The following is an 18,382-nucleotide window of genomic DNA, read 5'->3' as shown; positions in this document are numbered from 1 at the left end:
ACCGCCCTGCGCGCGAGTACGGCCGCGGCGGCCCCGGCATCCGGCCCGCGGTGGCGGCCCCGGTAGGCGTTCGGGGCGTCGACGAGGTGCACCCAGGCGGGTCGCGAGTCGGCGGCGTGCGGATTGTCGAACGCCGACGTGCTGACGGCGTCGGCGGCGCTCGTCCACCCGTGATAGCTCTCGCGCACCGCGATGACATCGCGCCGACCGGTCGCGACGCGGGCGAGGGTGAGGGCCAGATCGACCGCCTCCGAGCCGCTGTTGACGGGGATCACCGTGTCGAGCGACGGGTCGGGGGCATGGGCGACGAGCCGCGCGGCGAACTCCGCGAACGCGTCGTAGAGGAAGCGCGAGTTGGTGTTGAGCAGGTTCAGCTGACGGGCGACACGGTCGGCGAACTCGGGGTGGGCGTGACCGATGGCCGAGACGTTGTTGACGAGGTCGACGTACGCGCGGCCCTGCGTGTCGACGAGCAGCGCGCCCCAGCCGCGCTCGATCTGCGGCGGCTCGGCGTAGAACCGTTCCGCGGCGGCGCCGATCGCCCCCTCCCGCACCCGTCGGGCGCGGCGGGTCGCGGCCACCGGGTCGGCCACCCGCGGCACGCCGAGGATCGGCGACGGATCCGCGGCGCCCGGCGTCTGGTCCTCCCCGTCGGCGTCGACGAACGGGGCGGCCGGTGCGGCGTCGCGCAGGCGCCGGGTGATGCGCAGGCGCCCGAGGCCCGGCTCGGCCTCGGCGACACGGCCGAGCACGGCCCCGGCATCCACCGCCTCGCCCGCCGCGACCTCGGCGGCGAGGTCGACCCCCTCGATCCGCAGGACGACGCCCGCGTCGTGGAGCTCCACCGCCCCGGCGCCCACGTCGACCTGCGTGAAGCCGCGGAAGGGCGCGGCGACCGCGGCGCCCGGGCGCGTCCACAGCTCGACGCAGCGCGCCCGCGTCGCCGCGGGCCGCGTGGTGTCCGTCGACACGCGGCTCAGCCGGCTCTCGCCGTAGCGGAGCACGGCGATCGGCGCATCGTTCAGCGCCTCCCTCACGAGCTCCTGCTCGATGCCGGGCACGGTCCAGCGCCCCCGGTCGAGAAGCGGACTCCGGATGCCGAGATCCACGGTGGCCGCGGCATCCCCCCGCGCCAGCACGGGCCGGTAGGCGACGCCCCGGCGGTGCGGCCGCCCGGCCGCGAGACGCAGCTGCGCCGTCACCTCGGACGACGGCACGCGCGCCGTCCGCGCGAACACCTGCCACTCGTGCTCGACCCGCTCACGCGCGTAGTCGTTGCCCGGGTCGATGCGCAGCTGGCTCCACCCGCTGACGGCGAGCACGGCGCCGCGCAGCACGACGAGGGGCCAGAGGGCCTCGAGCTCGGCGTCGGCGAGGTGCGCGTGCGCATCGAAGCCGGCGACGGCCCGGCCGACGATCGCGAGGTCGTCGGTGCGGCCCATGAGGTCGGCGAGCAGCATCGCGAGCTCGGCGGCCCGCCACGACGTCGCGACGTCGCCGAGGTCGATCACCCAGTGCCGCCCGCGGCGGTCGCGCATGACGTTGTCGGCCGTCAGGTCGCCGTGGATCACCTGACGTGGGAGGTCCGCCGCGACACGGTCCAGCTCGGCCGCCGCACGCCGGGCCGCGGTGAGGCACTGCTCGCGCCGATCCTCCGGCAGGTCGTCGATGAGCTGTTCGACGACGGCGAGCGCGTTGCCCAGCTCCCATTGCAGATTGCGGTCGGTGTCGTCGGCATCCAGCCCCGCGAACGCGGTGGTGACCTCCGCGACCAGCGCGCCGAGCTCCTCGGCCTGGGCCCCATCGGCGTCGGTGACGTCGGACAGCGGCCGGCCGTCGACGATCTGGAACCCGGCCACGCGGGCGATCTGCCCGTCGGCGCAGACGATCTGCGTCGTGCGGGCGGCGTCTGCCGTCGTGAGCACCTCGGGCGTGAGGAGCCCCTGGGCGCGCAGGCGGTCCGATGCGGCGATGTGCAGCGCGACCGCGGCCGCGTCGACGGTGGGGTGGAAGATCTTGACGAGCAGACCCGCGCCGTCGGCGCCGCGCACCAGGAAGTTGCGATCCTGCTGACTGCCCAGCTCGGTCAGCTCGCCGTCGACGCCGTACTCGCGACGAGCGAGCGCCCGCACCTCGTCGAGGTCGACGTCGGGTCGGGCCAGCAACCAGTTCTCGGTCATCGGGAGCACGTCCTTCGGATGAGGGCGGGTCGAAACGGGTGCCCGGCCATCGCGCGACGGCCGGGCACCACGATTCTGGCGGATGCCGCCGCGTCCGTGTGTCCGGATCGTCGCCCGTCGTCGGTCAGTCGGTCCGCCGCGCGGGGCTCGCGGGTCGGGCCGGGTGGCTACGGAGCCGCGAGCGCCGCCACCAGCGCGGTCGCGTAGGGGGCGCCCTGCGCCGTCGGGCTCCACGCGATGCCCAGCGCCCGCACGCGGCGCGGCCGGAGGGGCAGGTAGACGACCCCCGGATCGTCGCGACCCGGGGTGCGCGGGAGGATCGAGACGCCCAGACCGCCGGCGACCAGGCTGCGCATCGTGTCGATCTCGCTGCTCTCGAAGGTCACGTTCACGGCGACGCCCGCCTCGTCGAGGATGCCGGTGACCACCGCGCGCAGCTCGGCGATGCGCGAGAAGCCGATGAAGTCGCGACCGGCGAGGTCGCCGACCTCGACCCCGTCGGCCGCCGCGAGCGGGTGCCCCGCCGGGACGGCGATGCACAACGGCTCCTCGGCGAGGGCGAGCCAGCCGATGTCGTCGGACGCCGCGGACGGCGCGATCGGCGCGGTGCTCAGCGCGACGTCGATCGCATCGAGCGCGAGCCAGCCGTAGAGATCGCGGGCGAAGCCCTGCCGCAGCGAGACGCGTACGTCGGGCCGGAGCGCGCGGAAGCGCTGCACGACGTCGGGCACCATCCACCGCGCGACCGAATGCAGGAAGCCGACGCGCAGCAGCCGCCCCTCCTCCGCGATGAGCTCGGCGTGGCGGCGGGCCGCATCGAAGGCGTCGAGCACACCGGCCGCGTCGGCGCGGAAGGCGAGGCCGCCGGCGTTCAGCTCGAGACGCTTGCCGTGCCGCGCGAACAGCGGCATCCCCACCTGCGCCTCCAGGCGGGCGAGGGCGCGCGAGACGTTCGACTGGTTCACGCGCAGCTCGGCCGCGGTGTCGCGGGTGTTCTGCGTCTCGGCGAGGGAGAGGAAGATCCGCAGTGCCTGCTCGTCCATGCGCCTCATTATGCGCCAGACGCATCACACGGGCGCGTCAGATCATTTCCGGACACGACACCGGCGGATCACGATGGAGCCCATGGCCGCCAGCGTGCTCGACCGCACCCCCACCGGCTCGATCGCGCGCCTGGCCGCCGGCACGCCCTCCTACCGCCGGGTCGTCGGCCTGCTGGCCGCCGGCGGCCTCGCGAACTTCGCGATCATCTACTTCCCGCAGCCGCTGCTGCCCGCGATCGCGGCGTCGTTCCGGGTGGATGCCGGAGCGTCCGGGCTCGCGATCTCCGCCACGACCGCGGCCATGCTGCTGGGACTGCTGCTGTCGGGCCCGCTCTCCGACCGCATCGGGCGCGTCACCGCGATGAGCGGCTCGCTCGTGCTCGCCGGAGTCCTGTCCGTCGCCTGCGCCGTCGCGCCCACCTGGGAGCTCTTCCTCGCCCTGCGCGCCGCCGGCGGCGTCGCCCTGGCCGTCCTGCCCGCCGTCGCACTCGCCTACCTCCGCGACGCCGTGCGCGACGACGCGCACGGGCGCGCGAACGCGCTGTACATCTCCGGCACCGCGGTCGGCGGGGCCGTCGGGCGGCTCGCTCCGCTGCCGCTCGCGGCCCTCGGAGGCTGGCAGACGGTGAGCATCGTGCTCGGCGGCGTGAGCGTCGTCGTCGGCGCCCTGGTGTGGATCGCACTGCCCCGCGACGGCGCGGCGCCCCTCCCCCTCCGACTCGGCGACCTGCTCGGCGGCACGGTGGCCTCCCTGCGCGACCCCGTCATCCTGGCGGTGTGCGCCGCCGGTGCGCTCGCGATGGCGACGTTCGTCGGGCTGTACAACGCCGTGCCGTTCCGCCTCGACGGGCCGCCCTTCTCGCTCGGAGCGGCGGAGGTGTTCGTCTACCTCGCCTACCCCCTGGGCATCCTCGCGCCGGGCCTGTTCCACCGGATCTCGCGCCGCCGCGGTCGCGCGCTGACATCGCTGCTCGGCGCCGCCGCCACCCTCGGCGCGATCGGCCTGCTCGTCTGGCCGGACGTCGTCGCTGTGTTCGCGGGACTCGGGCTGCTGACCGCGGCGTTCCTGGGCACGCACTCGGTGCTCAGCGGCTGGGTCGTCGCCCGCGCCCAGGCGACCGGGCGCAGCACGTCGCGCGCCTCGAGCGCCTACCTGCTCACCTACTACCTGGGCAGCACCGTGGCGGGGACGGCCTCGACCCACCTGTTCGCCGGCGCCGGCTGGACCGCGGTGATCGTGCTCGCCGCGGCGCTGACCGCGGCATCCGCGGTGCTCTTCCTCGGGCTCCGTCTGCGCCGCGCCGGCTGAGCGTGCCGGCGCTCCCGCGCGCACCGCGTGTCACGAGAGCACGACGAGGCGCTGGGTCGCGCGGGTCATCGCGACGTACCGGTCGACGGCGCCGGTGATCCCCCCGCCGAACCGGTCGGGATCGACGAACACGACGAGGTCGAACTCGAGGCCCTTGACCCGCTGCGGATCGAGCGACGCCACCCGCGGTCGTGATGCGAACGCGGGCGCGCCGATCACCACGGCCGTCCCCTCCGCGCGGTCGCGCTCCCACGCGTCCAGCACCGCCTCCAGCTCGTCCCGCGACCCGTAGGCGACCGGAATCCCGGTGCGGCGGATCGACTCCGGGACGTTCGCATCGGGCAGCGCGGCGCGGATGATCGGGCCGGCGACGTCCATCACCTCCTGGGGCGTGCGGTAGTTGACGCTCAGCGACGTGACGTTCGCCCGATCCAGGCCGACCCGCGCGAGCCGCTCGCCCCAGGTCTCGGGGAAACCGTGGCGCGCCTGCGCGCGATCTCCGACGATCGTCACGGTCCGCGACGGGCACCGGCGCAGCAGCATCCGCCACTGCGCGTCGGTGAGCTCCTGCGCCTCGTCGATGACCAGGTGCGCGAACGGCCCGGCGTACGGGTCGCGCTCGGATGCCGTGGGCTGCGCGAGCGTGCCGCGCAGATCCTGCCCGCGCAGCATCGACATGATCCGCAGGTCGCCGTCGTCGGCCGCGATCAGGTCGCTCACCACGTCGGACATCACCCGGCGCTCTTCGGCGGCCGCACGGCGCGCCCGCCGCTCGCGCACCTCGCTGCGCGGATCGCCGACGCCGCGGCGGGCCGCATCGAGCAGAGGCAGATCGACGTCGGTCCACGCGGGCGGCGCACCGCGCGCGACGAGCACGTCGACGTCCGCGGCCGCCAGCCAGGGTGCGCAGCGTCGCAGCAGCTCGGGCGTCGAGAGAAGCCCGCGCAGCAGCGCCTCGGGATCCAGCAGCGGCCAGGCCCGATCGAACAGCGCCCGCAGCTCCTCGTCGTTCTCCAGCGTCTCGCGGGTCGACTCGTCCTCCTCCCAGCCCGAGCCGTACGCGTCGAAGTCGTCGCGAGGACGGGACGCCTCGCCCCAGCCCTCCCCCCAGGCATCCGCCGACCCGCCACCGCCGTCGCGTAGGTCGTCGTCGATGCGGTCCTCGAGCAGGTCGAGCAGGCGATCCCAGGCCCGCGCGCGGTGCGCGTTGTGCGGCAGCTCGTCGGCGTCGGCGAAGATCTCGGACCACTCCGCGGGCCCCACCACGACGGTCCCCCACGCGGTCTCGATCGCGGTCGCGCGCCTCGGCGGGCGCTGCCACCGGCGCACCGCGGCGTCGACGGCGTCGACCACGCGACCGTCGCCGAGCAGGCGCCGGATCTGCGGATCGGCCTCCTCCGCCGCCTCGGCGCCCCCGGCGACGAGATCGTCGACGGCGCAGACCAGCGCGCCGTCCTCCCCGAGGCTCGGCAGCACGTCGTCCACGTAGTCGACGTACGGGCGGTGCGGGCCCACGAACAGCAGCCCGCCGTGTCCGGCCCGCATCCGCGCATCGTCGTAGAGCAGGTACGCGGCGCGGTGCAGCGCGACGACCGTCTTGCCCGTCCCGGGGCCGCCGTCGACGACGAGCGCGCGCCGGGAGTCGGCGCGGATGATCGCGTCCTGGTCGGCCTGGATCGTCCCGAGCACGTCGCGCATCCGGGGCGAACGGCTCGCGCCGAGGCTCGCGATGAACGCCGACTGGTCGTCGAGCGCGCCGCTGTGGTCCACGCCGTCGTCGGCGAACACCTCGTCCCAGTAGTCGACGATGCGTCCCTCCCGCCAGCGATAGCGGCGCCGGCTCGTGAGACCGAGCGGACGCGCCGCGGTCGCGGCGAAGAACGGGGCGGATGCCGGGGCCCGCCAGTCCGTCAGCAGCCGCTCCTCCGCGGCATCCGCGAGACCGAAGCGCCCGATGTAGGTGACGGCTCCCGCCGCATCGACCATCCGGCCGATGCAGGCATCGAGGCCGAACCGGCGGAGGATGCGCAGCCGCGCCGTCAGGCTCTGCACCTCGAGGTCGCGTTCGAGCGCCCGCTGGCCGCCGCCGACGGCCTCGCGCTGCAGCGCCGCCGTACGCTCCTCGGTGCGCCGCACGTCGGCGGCGAGGGCCCGGGCGATGGCGGCGAACTGCTGCTCGTCCCGTCCGATGAGCAGCGGATCGGCCTTGCGGTGCAGCCGTGGCGGCAGATCGAACACGCTCTCCGGAGTGTTTCCCCTCGGCATCCGAATCCCCTTCCCGCGCCGCAAAAGACGGCGCGACCTGCGATTCTGCCCCACGGAGGGGCCCTTGCGGCAAGCCCCCCTCCGCGCGGGATAATGGAAAGGGCAGGCCGGATGGCGTGAAATGTACTCATGCGAGCAACCGTCATGTTCGGCGCCGGAGACGTCCGCGTCGAGAACGTCCCCGATCCCGTCGTCCAGCAGCCGACCGACGCCGTCGTGCGCATCGTCCGCGCGTGCGTCTGCGGCTCCGATCTGCACCCGTACCATTCGATGGCCGAGTCGTCGAAGGGCCGGCGGATGGGGCACGAGCTCATCGCCGTCGTCGAGGAGACCGGCGCCGAGGTGACGGCGGTGCGCCCGGGCGACTTCGTGATCGTGCCGTTCGTCTACTCCGACAACACGTGCGTCTTCTGCCGGGAGGGCTTCCAGACCTCGTGCCTGCACGGCGGGTTCTACGGCAGCGGGCGCGTCGGCGGCCTCCAGGCCGAACGGGCCCTCATCCCCCAGGCCGACGGCACCCTGGTCGTCGTGCGCGACGTCGATCCGGATGCCGCATCCGACGCGCTGCTCGCCTCGCTGCTGACGCTCTCGGACGTGTACCTCACGGGTTATCACGCCGCGCATCTCGCCCGGGTCCGCGCCGGGCAGACGGTCACCGTGATCGGCGACGGCGCCGTGGGCCTGTCGGCGGTGCTGGCCGCCCGAACCCTCGGGGCCGAGCGGATCATCCTGATGGGTCGGCACACCGACCGCACCGATCTCGGCGTGGAGTTCGGCGCGACCGACGTCGTCGCGGAGCGGGGAGCCGAGGGGATCGCGCGTGTCCGCGACCTCACGAACGGCGAGGGCAGCCACGTCGTCATCGAGGCCGTCGGCCACATGCCCGCGTACGAGCAGGCGTACGGTGTCGTGCGCCCCGGCGGCGTCATCTCCCGCGTCGGCGTGCCGCAGTACGAGAGCGCACCGGTCGGATCGGCGTCGCTGTTCGGCAAGAACATCACGCTGACCGGAGGGGTGGCCCCGGTGCGCGCCTATCTCGACGACACGATCCCGCTGGTGCTCGACGGCACGATCGATCCCGGCCGCGTGTTCGACCGGATCATGACGCTCGACGAGGCGCCCGCCGCCTACGCCGCGATGGACGCGCGCGAGGCCCTGAAGGTGATGCTCACGCGTTGAGCAGCTCCCAGGTACCCTCGGAGATCACCTCGACCGCGCCGTCGACGACCCGGATGGCCGTCTGGTCGTCGATGGCGTAGGCGCGCGCCCCGAGGGCGGCCGCCCATCGGTGCGCCGCCGCGGTCGTGTTCCCCGTCCAGCCCGGGTAGTCGAGGTGGGGGAAGATCGAGAAGTCGACGAGGCCGAGCGTCTGGTCGGTGCCGCGGGGGTCGCGGTCGACGAACTCCGGGCCCACGCGGGGTGTGAGCGCCATGCTCCCCGCACTGATGCCGACCCAGACGGTGTCCTCCAGCTCGGGCAGCAGATCGCCGAGCCCCGAGGTGCGGATCCACTCGGCGAGGTACACGGCCTCACCCCCGTCGACGAGCAGGGCGTCGGCCTGGCGCACCCACGGCATCCACCGCTCGGGCGCGATCGTCGGCAGTGCGGTGAGCTCGAGCACCCCGACGGAGCGCCATCCGAGTTCGACGGGACTGGGGATGCCGTCCGGCCAGGTGCCCGCCGTGGATCGCCAGACCGTCTCGGGCGAGCACATCGGCTGCCCCCACTGGGCCGTCGGCACGAACAGCGCGGAGCTGTCGGCGATGGGTTTGCCGAGCATCTCCTCGAGGGTGCGGCGGATGCTGTCGTTGGTGACCCCGCCCGAGGTCAGCAGGAGCTTCATACGCCCAGTCAACCGTCTGCGGCGGCGCACGGCCAGGGGCCGCCCTCGCCGGGCGCGCGGGCTCAGCGCACCCGCGACACCGCGGCGGCACGGGGTCGTCGACTGTTAGCGTTCGAGGGTGACCTCGACTCCGGATGCCTCCGCCGCCCCGACCGGATCCGCGCGCTCGATCCGCGTCTCCGCCGCCGTGATCACCGACGCGGACGGCCGCCTGCTCCTCGTGCGCAAGGCGGGCACCCGCGCGTTCATGCAGCCGGGCGGCAAGCCCGAGGCCGGCGAGGATGCCGCGCAGACGCTCATCCGCGAGCTCGCCGAGGAGATCGGGCTGCGCCTGACCGGTGCCGACCTCACGCCGCTCGGCGAGTTCACCGCGCCCGCCGCGAACGAGCCGGGCTTCGCCGTCGTCGCCGACGTCTTCCGCGTCGACATCGGCGATCAGCAGCCGGTGACGGATGCCGAGATCGAGGAGCTGCGCTGGGTCGACCGGGCCGCGGCATCCGCTCTGGAGGTCGCGCCGCTCGCAGCGTCCTACTTCCTGCCGGAGCGCTGAGCGCGCCGACCGGTCAGCGGCGGGTCACCACGGGCTCTTGCGGTAGTCCTTGAGGAAGATGCCGAACAGGTCTTCGCCCGCCTCGCCCCGCACGATCGGGTCGTAGACGCGGGCCGCGCCGTCGACCAGGTCGAGCGGTGCGTGGAAGCCCTCCTCGGCGAGGCGCACCTTCGTGTAGTGGGGGCGTTCGTCGGTGATCCAGCCGGTGTCGACGGCCGTCATGAGGATGCGGTCGGTCTCGAACATCTCGCGGGCGCTGGTGCGCGTGAGCATGTTCAGCGCCGCCTTGGCCATGTTCGTGTGCGGATGCCCCGGCCCCTTGTATCCGCGGCTGAACACCCCCTCCATGGCCGACACGTTCACGACGTACTTTCGCCGCGCCGGCGACCCCGCCATGGCGGGGCGCAGGCGGGAGACGAGCAGGAACGGCGCGGTCATGTTCGCCAGCTGCACCTCGAGCATCTCCAGCGGCTCGACCTGGTCCACCGACTGCGTCCAGCTGTTGATGTGGTTCTCGTCGGGCACGAGACCGCCCGCGTCGATGGCGGTACCGGCCGCCAGGCGCTCCAGCGACGACGAGCCCGCCGCCATCGCCTCGGCGGTCAGCTCGTCGGCCGTGCGGGCCGCGGCTGCGAGGATAGGGTGGCTCGACACCGACTGCGCGAGCGCGAGGGGATGCGCGTCGTTGGTGTGGCCGAAGGTCAGCAGCTCCGGCAGGGGTCCCGTCGGCAGCGGCGCGAGCTCGGCATCCACGAGCGGCTTGTAGGCCCCGGCGGAGCGGCGCACGGTCTGCGCCGCGTTGTTGATGAGGATGTCGAGCGGTCCGTCGGCGGCCACGGCATCCGCGAGACCGATGACCTGGGCGGGATCGCGCAGGTCGATGCCGACGATCTTGAGCCGGTGGATCCAGTCGGCACTGTCGGGGAGGGCCGAGAAGCGGCGGACGGCGTCGCGGGGGAAGCGGGTCGTGATCGTCGTGTGCGCGCCGTCGCGCAGCAGCCGCAGCGCGATGTACATGCCGATCTTCGCGCGGCCGCCGGTGAGGAGGGCTCGCCTGCCGGTCAGGTCGGTGCGGGCGTCGCGCTTGGCGTGACTCATCGCCGCGCAGTCGGGGCACAGCTGGTGGTAGAACGCGTCGACGGTCGTGTACAGCTCTTTGCAGATGTAGCAAGCGCGCGGCTTGATGAGCTCGCCGGCGATCGGCGCCGCCGTGCGCGCCGCGAGCGGGATGCCGCGGGTCTCGTCGTCGATGCGGTCGGGGGCGCCCGTGGCGGTGGCGGCGACCACCGCGCGGTCGGCGTCGGCGATGCGCTGGCGCTTCTCCTGACGGGACAGGCGCTTGACGTCCTTGTACATCTTGCCCGTCTGGCGGCGCAGGGCGATGTACGCGGGATCGTCGCGGTCGAGGTGGGATGCCGCGTCGATGACGCGCAACGCGATCTCGAGCTCGGCCGGGTCGATCGTCGGCGCGGTCGGGTCGGTCGTCGGCGGTGCCGAGGCGGAGCTCTCGGGGGTGTTCGCGGGGTCGGCGGGACTTTCGGGCACGCCAGAGTTTACCCGGGCACGCCCGGGCCGGGTGTCGGTGTGCCCGGGCCGGAGGCGGCGCGGCGGTCGAGTGTCAGCCCGCGATGCCGAGGAGCTGCTTCGCGGCTGCGACCGCGGGGCCGCCGGAGATGCGCGGATCCTGGTTGAGGGCCCCGGAGGTGATCGCGACGGCGAGCCCCGGCACGTCGACGTTGGTCACGAAGATGCGCAGGTCGCCGGTGTTCTTCGTCAGCCAGGCGATGCCGCCGCGCGCCTCGAGCGCGGCATCCGCGACATACTCGGAGCCGATGGCGGCGATATCGTCCTTGGCGGCGACGTCGACGGCGCCGTTGTTGGTCGTGACCGTGATGCTGACATTGTTGACGTCGTCGCCGATCGCCGAGATCCAGTCGCACTGCACGGTCTGGCCGTCGTTGTCCGCACCGTTCGGCTCGAGCCCGTCGAGCGCCGAGCCCAGCAGCGACCCCATCGCGGCGCAGTCGGGGTAGCGGCCGAGCACGTCGGCGAGCGCCATGGTCGGGACCGACGGTGCGCTGCCCCCGCCCGCGTCACCACCGCCGTCGCCTCCGTCGCCGTCGCCGGGATCGCCGGTGCTGCCGGTGGGCGACGCGGCTCCGACGGCGCCCGAGCCGGAGACCGACGGCGATGACGCGACGTCGGCCGCGGCGGCGCATCCCGCGAAGCCGAGAGCAGCGGCGCCGAGAAGGAGGACGAGAGCGGTGCGGGGTACGAAGCGGGGGGCTGTCACCCCGGCATCCTAGCCAGCGTCACGAACCCGCCACGGAAGTTCTCCACAGCCCCTCGCCTCGGCAACCTGGGCTCGACCGCTGCCGCGATCGTTGACTCGGCGCCGGTGCCGTGCGAGCCTGACGGTCAAGCACGCTCGCGGGAGGCAGCCATGGTCGAAGGCACGAAGCAATCCCCCTGGGATCTGACCACCGCCCCGGGCACATCCCGCTACAGCATCTACCGGGATGATTCCGCCGACCCCCCTGTGCTGTTCTGCCACGTGGGCACCACCTGGCTCACCTACCACGCCCGTGCCGTCGAAGATCTGACGCAGTGGCTCGCGGCCCAGGGGGATTGGGTTCTACTCGGAGCCGCGGATGAGAACAAGCCGGCATCTCCCGGAACGATCGAAGCGTGGGCTCGGGAGCCCACGAACCCTGTCGGTGGGTGGTATGGCCTGCGCAAGGGGTATCGAGGACGGTTCGCCATGTACGTTCCTCCGCTCTTGGAGCGGCTGGGTCTGATCGAACTGACGCACGACCCCCGCAACAACAAGGCGCGCGCGATCGTCTGATCGTGCAGGTTCGCGCGACCCCGCCCGCGGTGCCCGAACTGCAAGGGATGCCGGGCGACACGCCGCGGCATCCGCTCACCCGGCGGCGCGCCGCCCGAGAGACCTTGCAGTTCGGGCGCCCCTGAGGTCACCCCGCCGGCTCAGGCCGCGGCGACCCACACGGTCGTCTCCCCCGGCACGACGCCCCCGTCGATCGGCGCGCTCGACAGCACCACACGCTGCCCCGAGGCGAGGGGCAGCGCGAACGGCTCCACGCCGAACACCGTCACGACCTCCCACCCGTTCGGGCGGCGGAAGCGCAGCACGTCGTCCCGGCCGGTCTCGACCCATTCCAGGTGCTCCGGCGCGAGCAGCTCGTGCCGCAGGGCGAGCGCGCGACGGTAGAGCGAGAGGGTGGATGCCGGGTCGCCCTCCTCCGCCTCGACCGACACGTCCGCGAACCACGACGGCTGCGGCAGGTGCGCGCCGCCCGAACCGAAACCGAACGAGGAGCCCTCGCGGGTCCAGGGCAGCGGCACGCGGCATCCGTCGCGCCCGTACTGCTCCTGGTGCGTGCGGAAGAAGGTCGGGTCCTGACGCTGGTCGGCGGGGATCTCGGCCACTTCGTGCAGGCCCAGCTCCTCGCCCTGGTACAGGTATGCCGATCCGGGCAGCCCGAGCAGGAACAGCGACGCCGCGCGCGCACGCCGCAGTCCCCCGACCCGATCGATGACCGCTTCGTCGGCGCCGGCTTCGAGCCAGCCCCCGCCGTGTCGGTTCGGCACGGCGCCGTCGATCTCCTCGACCCGCGGCAGTGCGTAGCGCGTCGCGTGCCGGAACACGTCGTGATTCGACAGCACCCACGTGCTCGACGAGCCGGATCGGGCCGCGAGGGCGATGTTGTCGGTCACGATCCGGCGGAACTCGCGCGCGTCGAACGACGCGCGCAGCAGGTCGAAGTTGAACGACTGGCCCAGGCTCTCCGGGCTCGCGTACTTCGGCACCCGGTCGGAGGCGACCCAGGCCTCGGCGACGGCGGTGCGCGGCGGGTCGTACGCGTCGAACACGCGGCGCCACTCGGCGTAGATCTCGTGCACGTCATCGCGGTCGAGCAGCGGGTGCGAGCCGTCGACGGGCAGCGCAGCGAGCTCGGCCGCGGACGGCAGCGGCTCGCTCAGATCCTTCGTGAGCATGTGCGCGACGTCGATGCGGAAGCCGTCGACCCCGCGATCCGACCAGAACCGCAGCGTCGTCAGGAAGTCGGCGCGCACCTCCGGGTTGCTCCAGTCGAGGTCGGGCTGCTCGATCGCGAAGCTGTGCAGGTACCACTGCCCGTCGGCGACGCGCTCCCACGCCGACCCGCCGAACGCCGCGGTCCAGTCCGTCGGCGGCTCGGATCCGTCGGGGCCGCTTCCCTCGCGGAAGATGTAGCGCCGCCGTGCGGCCGATCCCCGACCGGCGGCGAGGGCCTCCTGGAACCACGCGTGCCGGTCGGACGTGTGGTTCGGCACGATGTCGACGACGATCCGGATGCCGCGGGCATGCAGCGCCGCGACGAGCTCGTCGAAATCGTCGAGCGTGCCGAGCCGCGGATCGACGTCGCGGTAGTCCGCCACGTCGTAGCCGCCGTCGGCGAGCTCGGAGGGGTAGAAGGGACTGAGCCAGACGGCATCCACACCCAGCTCGGCCAGGTAGTCGGCGCGCGACAGGATGCCGCGGAGGTCGCCGATGCCGTCGCCGTCGGCATCCGCGAAGCTGCGGGGGTAGACCTGGTAGACGACGGCCTGGCGCCACCAGTCCCGATCCTCCGGGCGGGAGAGCGCGGGGCGGTCGGAGACGGAGAGCAGGGCGGACATGCGGGACCTTTCGATAGGAGAGGGGAGGTGAGAGACGGGATCAGCCCTTGACGGCGCCCTGGGTGACGCCCTCCATCACCCAGCGCTGGGTGAAGAGATAGGCGAGGATCGCGGGCGCCATCGCCATGAGGTACGACGCGAACGACACGTTGTAGTTGTTGCTGAACTGCGTCTGGAAGAGGTTCTGTCGCACGGGCAACGTCTGCAGCGCCGGGTCGGAGATGATGAGCGACGGCATCATGAAGTCGTTCCAGGCGTAGAGGAACGCGAAGATGCCGACGGTCGCGCTCATCGGTGCGAGCAGCGGGAAGATGAGCTTCCAGAAGGTCTGCCAGGTGGTGGCGCCGTCGATGCGCGCGCTCTCCTCGAGCTCGATCGGGATCGACCGCAGGAACGCCGTGAACAGCAGGACGCTGAAGCTCAGCTGGAACATCGTGGCGAGGATGATGACCCCGAACGGGTTGTCCAGGCCGACGCGTCCGGTGAGCTGGATCTGCGGCAGCGCGACGACCGGGAACGGGATGAACATCGCGGCCAACAGATAGAAGAACGAGTATCGGAACAGCCGCCGATCCCAGTTGCGCTCGATCGCGTACGACGCGAACGCGGCCAGCAGGATCGTCGCGACGACGGTGCCCGCGGTGACGAACAGGGAGATGCCCGCCCCGACCGGGAACGTCGTGAGGTTCCACGCCTCGACGAAGCCGTCGACGCTGAACGGCGCAGGAAGCGAGAACGCGTTGCCGTCGACGGCCTGACCCGTAGTCTTCAGCGACATCGAGATGGTGACGTACAGCGGCAGCAGCACGGTGACGGCGCAGAGGATCAGGATGATCGTCGTCGACCAGCTGACGCGCTCACCGCGGGTGGCGGGGCTCTTGCGACGGCGGTCGTCCGCGGGCGCGAAGGCGGCGGCATCCTCGGCGACGAGGGCGGGTTGCGTGGACATCAGAAGGCGTTCCTTCCGCGAGTCAGCGAGAGCTGGAGCAGGGAGATGAGGATGGCGACGACGAAGAAGATGGTCGCGTTGGCCATCTGGTAGGCGTAGTCGCCGCCGTTGAAGCCCGCGATGATCGTCATCGCGACGCTGCGGGTGGCGGTGCCGGGGCCGCCGTTGGTGAGTCCGACGATGATGTCGTATGCGTTCAGGAAGCCCTTGAATCCGAGGATGACGTTGATGACGACGTACCCGGCGACCAGCGGCAGGGTGATGCGCACGAGCTGCTGGCCTTTGGAGGCGCCGTCCAGCGCCGCGGCCTCATAGACGTCGCCGGGCACGGCGAGCAGGCCGGCGATGTAGATGAGCAGCGTTCCCGGAATCGCCTGCCACGCGGTCACGATCACGATCGCGACCCAGGCCAGGTCGGGATCGGCGAGCAGGCTCGTCGACAGCGCCGGGATGCCGAGGGCCTCCCCGAACGACGGAAGCGAGTTCGAGAACAGGAAGTTGAACACGTAGGCGATGATGATGCCCGAGATCACCATGGGGATCACGAACACGGTCCGCAGGGCCGTCTTCAGCCGGATGCGGGCGGTGAGGCCCACCGCGAGCAGGAACGCCAGCACGTTCACGACGATCACGGTCGCGATCGAGAAGCCGATCGTGAACAGGTAGCTCTGCAGGATGGCGGGGTCGCTGAACAGGGCGATGTAGTTGGTCAGCCCCGTGAAGTGCCACTCGCCGATGCCGATCGAGTCGGTGAAGCTGAAGAAGATCCCCACGACGCCCGGCACCGTGATCGCCAGCGTGAACAGGACGAGACTCGGGAGCAGGAAGAAGTAGTAGATCGGCTCGACGCGCCGGTGGCTGCGCCGGGCGGTGCGGTCACCGGCGGTGACGATCGTGGACGTGGTCATTGCCCGGACTCCTCTGTCTCGGTCGTGGGGGCGGGTGCGCGGAAGGCGAGGCGCGCCCAGTCGGCATCCATCGTCCGCAGCGTCGCCTCGGGGCTCGCGCCCAGCACGACGGCCTGCACGTAGTTGAAGACGGGGATCGTCTTGGGCACCAGCACCGACGGCCCCTGGTAGACCTTGCCCGCCGTGTAGAAGGGGATCATTCCGGCGATGCGGGGATCGTCCGGTGCGGGCGCGTCGGTGGTGGGGGTGAAGCCGAGCTGCGCGGTGTTGTAGGCCTCGATCGTCTCGGGGCGGTACAGGTATTCGAGGAAGTCCCGCGCGGCATCCTTGTGGCGGGAGCCCTCCGGGATCATCGCCGCGAGGTCCATGTTGACGCGCACGCGGAGGTCGGCCGGATCGTCGGTCATCGGCAGCGGGAACGTGCCGAGGTTCAGGTCGGGCGCCGTCTTCGCGATCTCGCTGAACGCCCACGGTCCCTGCAGGTACATCGCCGCCTCGCCCTTCGCGAAGGCGAGGTTGCCGTCGCCGTAGCCGCGACTGGCGGCATCCGCGTTGACGAACTGCGACGTGAGCTGCGTCATCTTCTCGAGGGGCGCGGTGAAGTCCTTCTGGAACGAGGTGGCCGCGTCGGGCCCGACGGCGTCGCCTTCCGCGGCGAGACGGTTGAAGAAGTCGACGACGTCGACCGAGCCGCCGACCGAGTAGTCGTACCAACCCTGTCCGACCGTCCAGTCGTCCTTGAAGGTCGCGTAGAACGGGGTGATGCCGGCCGCCTTCAGCTTCGCGCAGGCGGCGAGCAGCTCGTCCCACGTCGTGGGCACGTCGATGCCGGCCTGCGCGAAGAGGTCCTCGTTGTAGATGACGGATGCCGCCATCACCGAGTACGGCAGCGCGCTGACGCGACCCGGGCACGAGCCGTACTGGTCCATGAGGGCCTGCAGGTCGTCGCGGGTCGTGGACGCCGCGGTCGTACCGCTCAGGTCACTGAGGGCGCAGCGCTGCACGAAGCGGGCCGTCTCGTAGTTGTAGTTCGCGAGCATGATGTCGGGCGGGTTGCCGCGGACGAAGCTCGCCGAGACGACGTCGACGCCGGAGGTGTCCATCTCGACGCGCACCCGGTCCTGCGACGCGTTGTACCGGTCGACCACGCCGTTCATGAAGGCGAGGGCCTCGCGCTTGCTGAAGGTGAAGCGGATGGTTTCGCGCCCGTCACTGCTGCACCCCGCGAGGAGGGTGCCCGCCAGGGCGAGAGCGACGCCGGCGGCGACCGCCTGCAGCGCTCGAGAGGTTCTCACAGACACCGTCGTCCTTCCGTCCGGCGGCGCATGCGCCGCCTCTCGAGATTCGATCCAGATTAGATTTAGTGGTCGAATCAATTGGATGGCAATACTCTGACAGAACACCCGCGGAGAGGTCAAGAGTGAATCAGACGGTCGTCGAGAGCGGCACGGGGCGCGCCAGCGTCGACAGCGTGCTCGACTTCGCGTGGGATGCCGGGGCCTTCACCGCGACCGACGCCATGCAGGCGGCGTCTCTGACGCGATCGACCGCGATCGAGGCGATCGACACCCTCATCGAGGCGCAGGTGCTGCGAGAGCTGCCCAACGCCCGCGATGCCGGCCAGTACCGCGCGGGGCGCCCGGCGCGCCGATTCGAGCTGCGCTCCGATGCCGGGGTCATCGTCGCCCTCGACGCCGGTGACACGCATCTGACCGCCGCGATCGCGGATCTGGCGGGCGAGACGATCGTCCGCTCGCAGATTCCGCTGTCACCGGCGCAGAGCGTGGACGACCGTCGTGCGGCGATCGTGGGGCACGTGCAGGCGACCCTCGCCGACGCCCGGATCACGGCCGACCGCGTGCTGGCGCTGTGCGCAGGGGTCGCCGCACCCGTGACGCGTCGCGGCGCCTCGCCCCCGCATCCGGAAGGCTTCTGGGAGCGCACCAATCCGGGGCTGATCGACGCGCTGCACGACTGGGCAGACGTGGTGGAGGTCAAGAACGACGCGCAGCTGGCCGCTGCCGCCGAGGGCACCGACGGCGGCGCGGTCGGATGCCGCGACTACGTCGCCCTGCTCGCGGGAGAACGCCTGGGCGCCGGCGTGGTCGTCGACGGACACCTCCTCCACGGCGCGCACGGCGGGGTCGGGGAGATGTTCGCGTTCGACTACATCCGCGACGTCGACTCGGCTTTCGGGCTCGGCCCGTCACTCGAACGGCACGCGCGCGAGCTCATCTCCCGGGCGGTCGCCGGCGGGGCGGAGGCCGGCGAGGCGGAGGCCGGCGATCGGCGTGCCGGGCTGGCCGCGCTCGACCCCGCCGCCGTGCACGGGCGGGAGGTGCTCGAGCTGGCCGCCGCCGGCGATCCGCTCGCCCGCGAAGCCACGGATGCCGTCGGTCGCGTGCTCGCGCGCATCGTGGGCGTTCTCGGGAACATGTTCGACCCCGAGCGCGTCATCGTGTGCGGGGCGATCGCCGACGGCATCCAGCCCGTGCTCGATGCCGCGCAGCGCACGCTCGCCGCGCAGATCCACCTTCCCGCGCCGGCGCTGCTGAGCTCGACGCTCGGTGGCGACGTCGTCATCCGGGGCGCGCTGGCCCGGGCGCGCGAGTGCGCCCGCACCGTCGCCCTCCCCCGGCGCGTCGCCCGGGC

Annotated in this window: 15 protein-coding genes; 5 read left to right on the top strand and 10 right to left on the bottom strand. The window is 72.3% G+C overall.

The genetic code is table 11. The annotated features are described in order from the left end of the window. Together AC1Q49_RS13650 and AC1Q49_RS13645 are read right to left on the bottom strand one after the other, a co-directional pair. Nucleotides 1–2,180 (bottom strand): aminotransferase class III-fold pyridoxal phosphate-dependent enzyme (locus AC1Q49_RS13650; RefSeq protein ID WP_492492787.1); only part of this gene is annotated, 2,180 nt, incomplete at its 3' end. 167 nt (nt 2,181–2,347) lie between these two features. Next, entirely contained in the window at nt 2,348–3,223 is an 876-nt protein-coding gene (locus AC1Q49_RS13645; protein ID WP_060960138.1) for a LysR family transcriptional regulator, read from the bottom strand. Nucleotides 3,224–3,305: 82 nt separating this feature from the next. Here AC1Q49_RS13645 and AC1Q49_RS13640 point away from each other — a divergent pair, with 82 nt between their 5' ends. Continuing rightward, nucleotides 3,306–4,532, top strand: coding sequence for an MFS transporter (locus tag AC1Q49_RS13640; protein ID WP_223848780.1), 1,227 nt, complete (start codon nt 3,306–3,308; stop codon nt 4,530–4,532). 30 nt (nt 4,533–4,562) lie between these two features. Here AC1Q49_RS13640 and helR read toward each other — a convergent pair whose 3' ends face one another. Further along, nucleotides 4,563–6,797 carry an RNA polymerase recycling motor ATPase HelR gene (helR, locus tag AC1Q49_RS13635; protein ID WP_492492784.1) on the bottom strand — a complete coding sequence of 745 codons (2,235 nt, stop codon included), beginning with the start codon at nt 6,795–6,797 and terminating at the stop codon, nt 4,563–4,565. A 129-nt stretch (nt 6,798–6,926) separates the two neighbouring features. Between helR and AC1Q49_RS13630 the strand changes: the two genes are divergently transcribed. Then, complete coding sequence (locus tag AC1Q49_RS13630) at nt 6,927–7,976, top strand: zinc-binding dehydrogenase (protein WP_197425776.1); 1,050 nt, start codon at nt 6,927–6,929, stop codon at nt 7,974–7,976. Here AC1Q49_RS13630 and AC1Q49_RS13625 read toward each other — a convergent pair. After that, nucleotides 7,966–8,640: a Type 1 glutamine amidotransferase-like domain-containing protein gene (locus AC1Q49_RS13625; protein WP_492492782.1), complete on the bottom strand. Its 675-nt coding sequence runs from the start codon at nt 8,638–8,640 to the stop codon at nt 7,966–7,968. The two genes, AC1Q49_RS13630 and AC1Q49_RS13625, sit on opposite strands and share 11 nt — an antisense overlap. 118 nt (nt 8,641–8,758) lie before the next feature. Here AC1Q49_RS13625 and AC1Q49_RS13620 point away from each other — a divergent pair, with 118 nt between their 5' ends. After that, complete coding sequence (locus AC1Q49_RS13620) at nt 8,759–9,190, top strand: NUDIX hydrolase (protein ID WP_492492780.1); 432 nt, start codon at nt 8,759–8,761, stop codon at nt 9,188–9,190. A 24-nt stretch (nt 9,191–9,214) separates the two neighbouring features. On the opposite strand, the gene AC1Q49_RS13615 is transcribed toward AC1Q49_RS13620, so the two are convergent. Together AC1Q49_RS13615 and AC1Q49_RS13610 are read right to left on the bottom strand one after the other, a co-directional pair. Further along, nucleotides 9,215–10,735, bottom strand: coding sequence for an SDR family NAD(P)-dependent oxidoreductase (locus AC1Q49_RS13615; RefSeq protein ID WP_492492778.1), 1,521 nt, complete (start codon nt 10,733–10,735; stop codon nt 9,215–9,217). A 73-nt stretch (nt 10,736–10,808) separates the two neighbouring features. After that, nucleotides 10,809–11,483 (bottom strand): hypothetical protein, encoded by a 675-nt coding sequence (locus AC1Q49_RS13610; protein WP_492492776.1) that lies wholly within the window; start codon nt 11,481–11,483, stop codon nt 10,809–10,811. A gap of 150 nt (nt 11,484–11,633) precedes the next feature. Between AC1Q49_RS13610 and AC1Q49_RS13605 the strand changes: the two genes are divergently transcribed. After that, entirely contained in the window at nt 11,634–12,038 is a 405-nt protein-coding gene (locus AC1Q49_RS13605) for a DUF6855 family protein (RefSeq protein ID WP_492492774.1), read from the top strand. Between the two features lie 140 nt (nt 12,039–12,178). Here AC1Q49_RS13605 and AC1Q49_RS13600 read toward each other — a convergent pair whose 3' ends face one another. From AC1Q49_RS13600 to AC1Q49_RS13585, 4 genes are read right to left on the bottom strand one after another with little or no spacing between them, the layout of a single operon-like run. Next, the gene (locus AC1Q49_RS13600) at nt 12,179–13,873 is read right to left on the bottom strand and encodes a glycoside hydrolase family 13 protein (protein ID WP_191009344.1); all 1,695 of its coding nucleotides are present in this window, start codon (nt 13,871–13,873) and stop codon (nt 12,179–12,181) included. 40 nt (nt 13,874–13,913) lie between these two features. Beyond that, entirely contained in the window at nt 13,914–14,822 is a 909-nt protein-coding gene (locus AC1Q49_RS13595; RefSeq protein WP_191009343.1) for a carbohydrate ABC transporter permease, read from the bottom strand. Then, nucleotides 14,822–15,730: a carbohydrate ABC transporter permease gene (locus AC1Q49_RS13590; RefSeq protein ID WP_492492771.1), complete on the bottom strand. Its 909-nt coding sequence runs from the start codon at nt 15,728–15,730 to the stop codon at nt 14,822–14,824. The genes AC1Q49_RS13595 and AC1Q49_RS13590 overlap by 1 nt, the downstream gene beginning before the upstream one ends. Beyond that, nucleotides 15,727–17,031 (bottom strand): ABC transporter substrate-binding protein, encoded by a 1,305-nt coding sequence (locus AC1Q49_RS13585; RefSeq protein WP_492492769.1) that lies wholly within the window; start codon nt 17,029–17,031, stop codon nt 15,727–15,729. The genes AC1Q49_RS13590 and AC1Q49_RS13585 overlap by 4 nt, the downstream gene beginning before the upstream one ends. Before the next feature lie 119 nt (nt 17,032–17,150). On the opposite strand from AC1Q49_RS13585, the gene AC1Q49_RS13580 reads away from it, so the two are divergent. After that, nucleotides 17,151–18,382 (top strand): ROK family protein (locus AC1Q49_RS13580; RefSeq protein WP_492492767.1); only part of this gene is annotated, 1,232 nt, incomplete at its 3' end.

It is taken from the genome of Microbacterium sp. MPR-TSA4 (assembly GCF_058792815.1).
The sequence above is the reverse complement of the archived record's forward strand: the minus strand, read 5'-3'. Positions and strand labels throughout refer to the sequence as shown.

What these genes read in the sequence shown, in the direction of transcription:
- AC1Q49_RS13640 (WP_223848780.1), top strand. Translation starts at nt 3,306, where the DNA reads ATGGCCGCCAGCGTGCTCGACCGCACCCCCACCGGCTCGATCGCGCGC.
- AC1Q49_RS13630 (WP_197425776.1), top strand. Translation starts at nt 6,927, where the DNA reads ATGCGAGCAACCGTCATGTTCGGCGCCGGAGACGTCCGCGTCGAGAAC.
- AC1Q49_RS13645 (WP_060960138.1), bottom strand. Translation starts at nt 3,223, where the DNA reads ATGGACGAGCAGGCACTGCGGATCTTCCTCTCCCTCGCCGAGACGCAG.
- AC1Q49_RS13600 (WP_191009344.1), bottom strand. Translation starts at nt 13,873, where the DNA reads ATGTCCGCCCTGCTCTCCGTCTCCGACCGCCCCGCGCTCTCCCGCCCG.
- AC1Q49_RS13625 (WP_492492782.1), bottom strand. Translation starts at nt 8,640, where the DNA reads ATGAAGCTCCTGCTGACCTCGGGCGGGGTCACCAACGACAGCATCCGC.
- AC1Q49_RS13595 (WP_191009343.1), bottom strand. Translation starts at nt 14,822, where the DNA reads ATGTCCACGCAACCCGCCCTCGTCGCCGAGGATGCCGCCGCCTTCGCG.
- AC1Q49_RS13590 (WP_492492771.1), bottom strand. Translation starts at nt 15,730, where the DNA reads ATGACCACGTCCACGATCGTCACCGCCGGTGACCGCACCGCCCGGCGC.
- helR (WP_492492784.1), bottom strand. Translation starts at nt 6,797, where the DNA reads ATGCCGAGGGGAAACACTCCGGAGAGCGTGTTCGATCTGCCGCCACGG.
- AC1Q49_RS13605 (WP_492492774.1), top strand. Translation starts at nt 11,634, where the DNA reads ATGGTCGAAGGCACGAAGCAATCCCCCTGGGATCTGACCACCGCCCCG.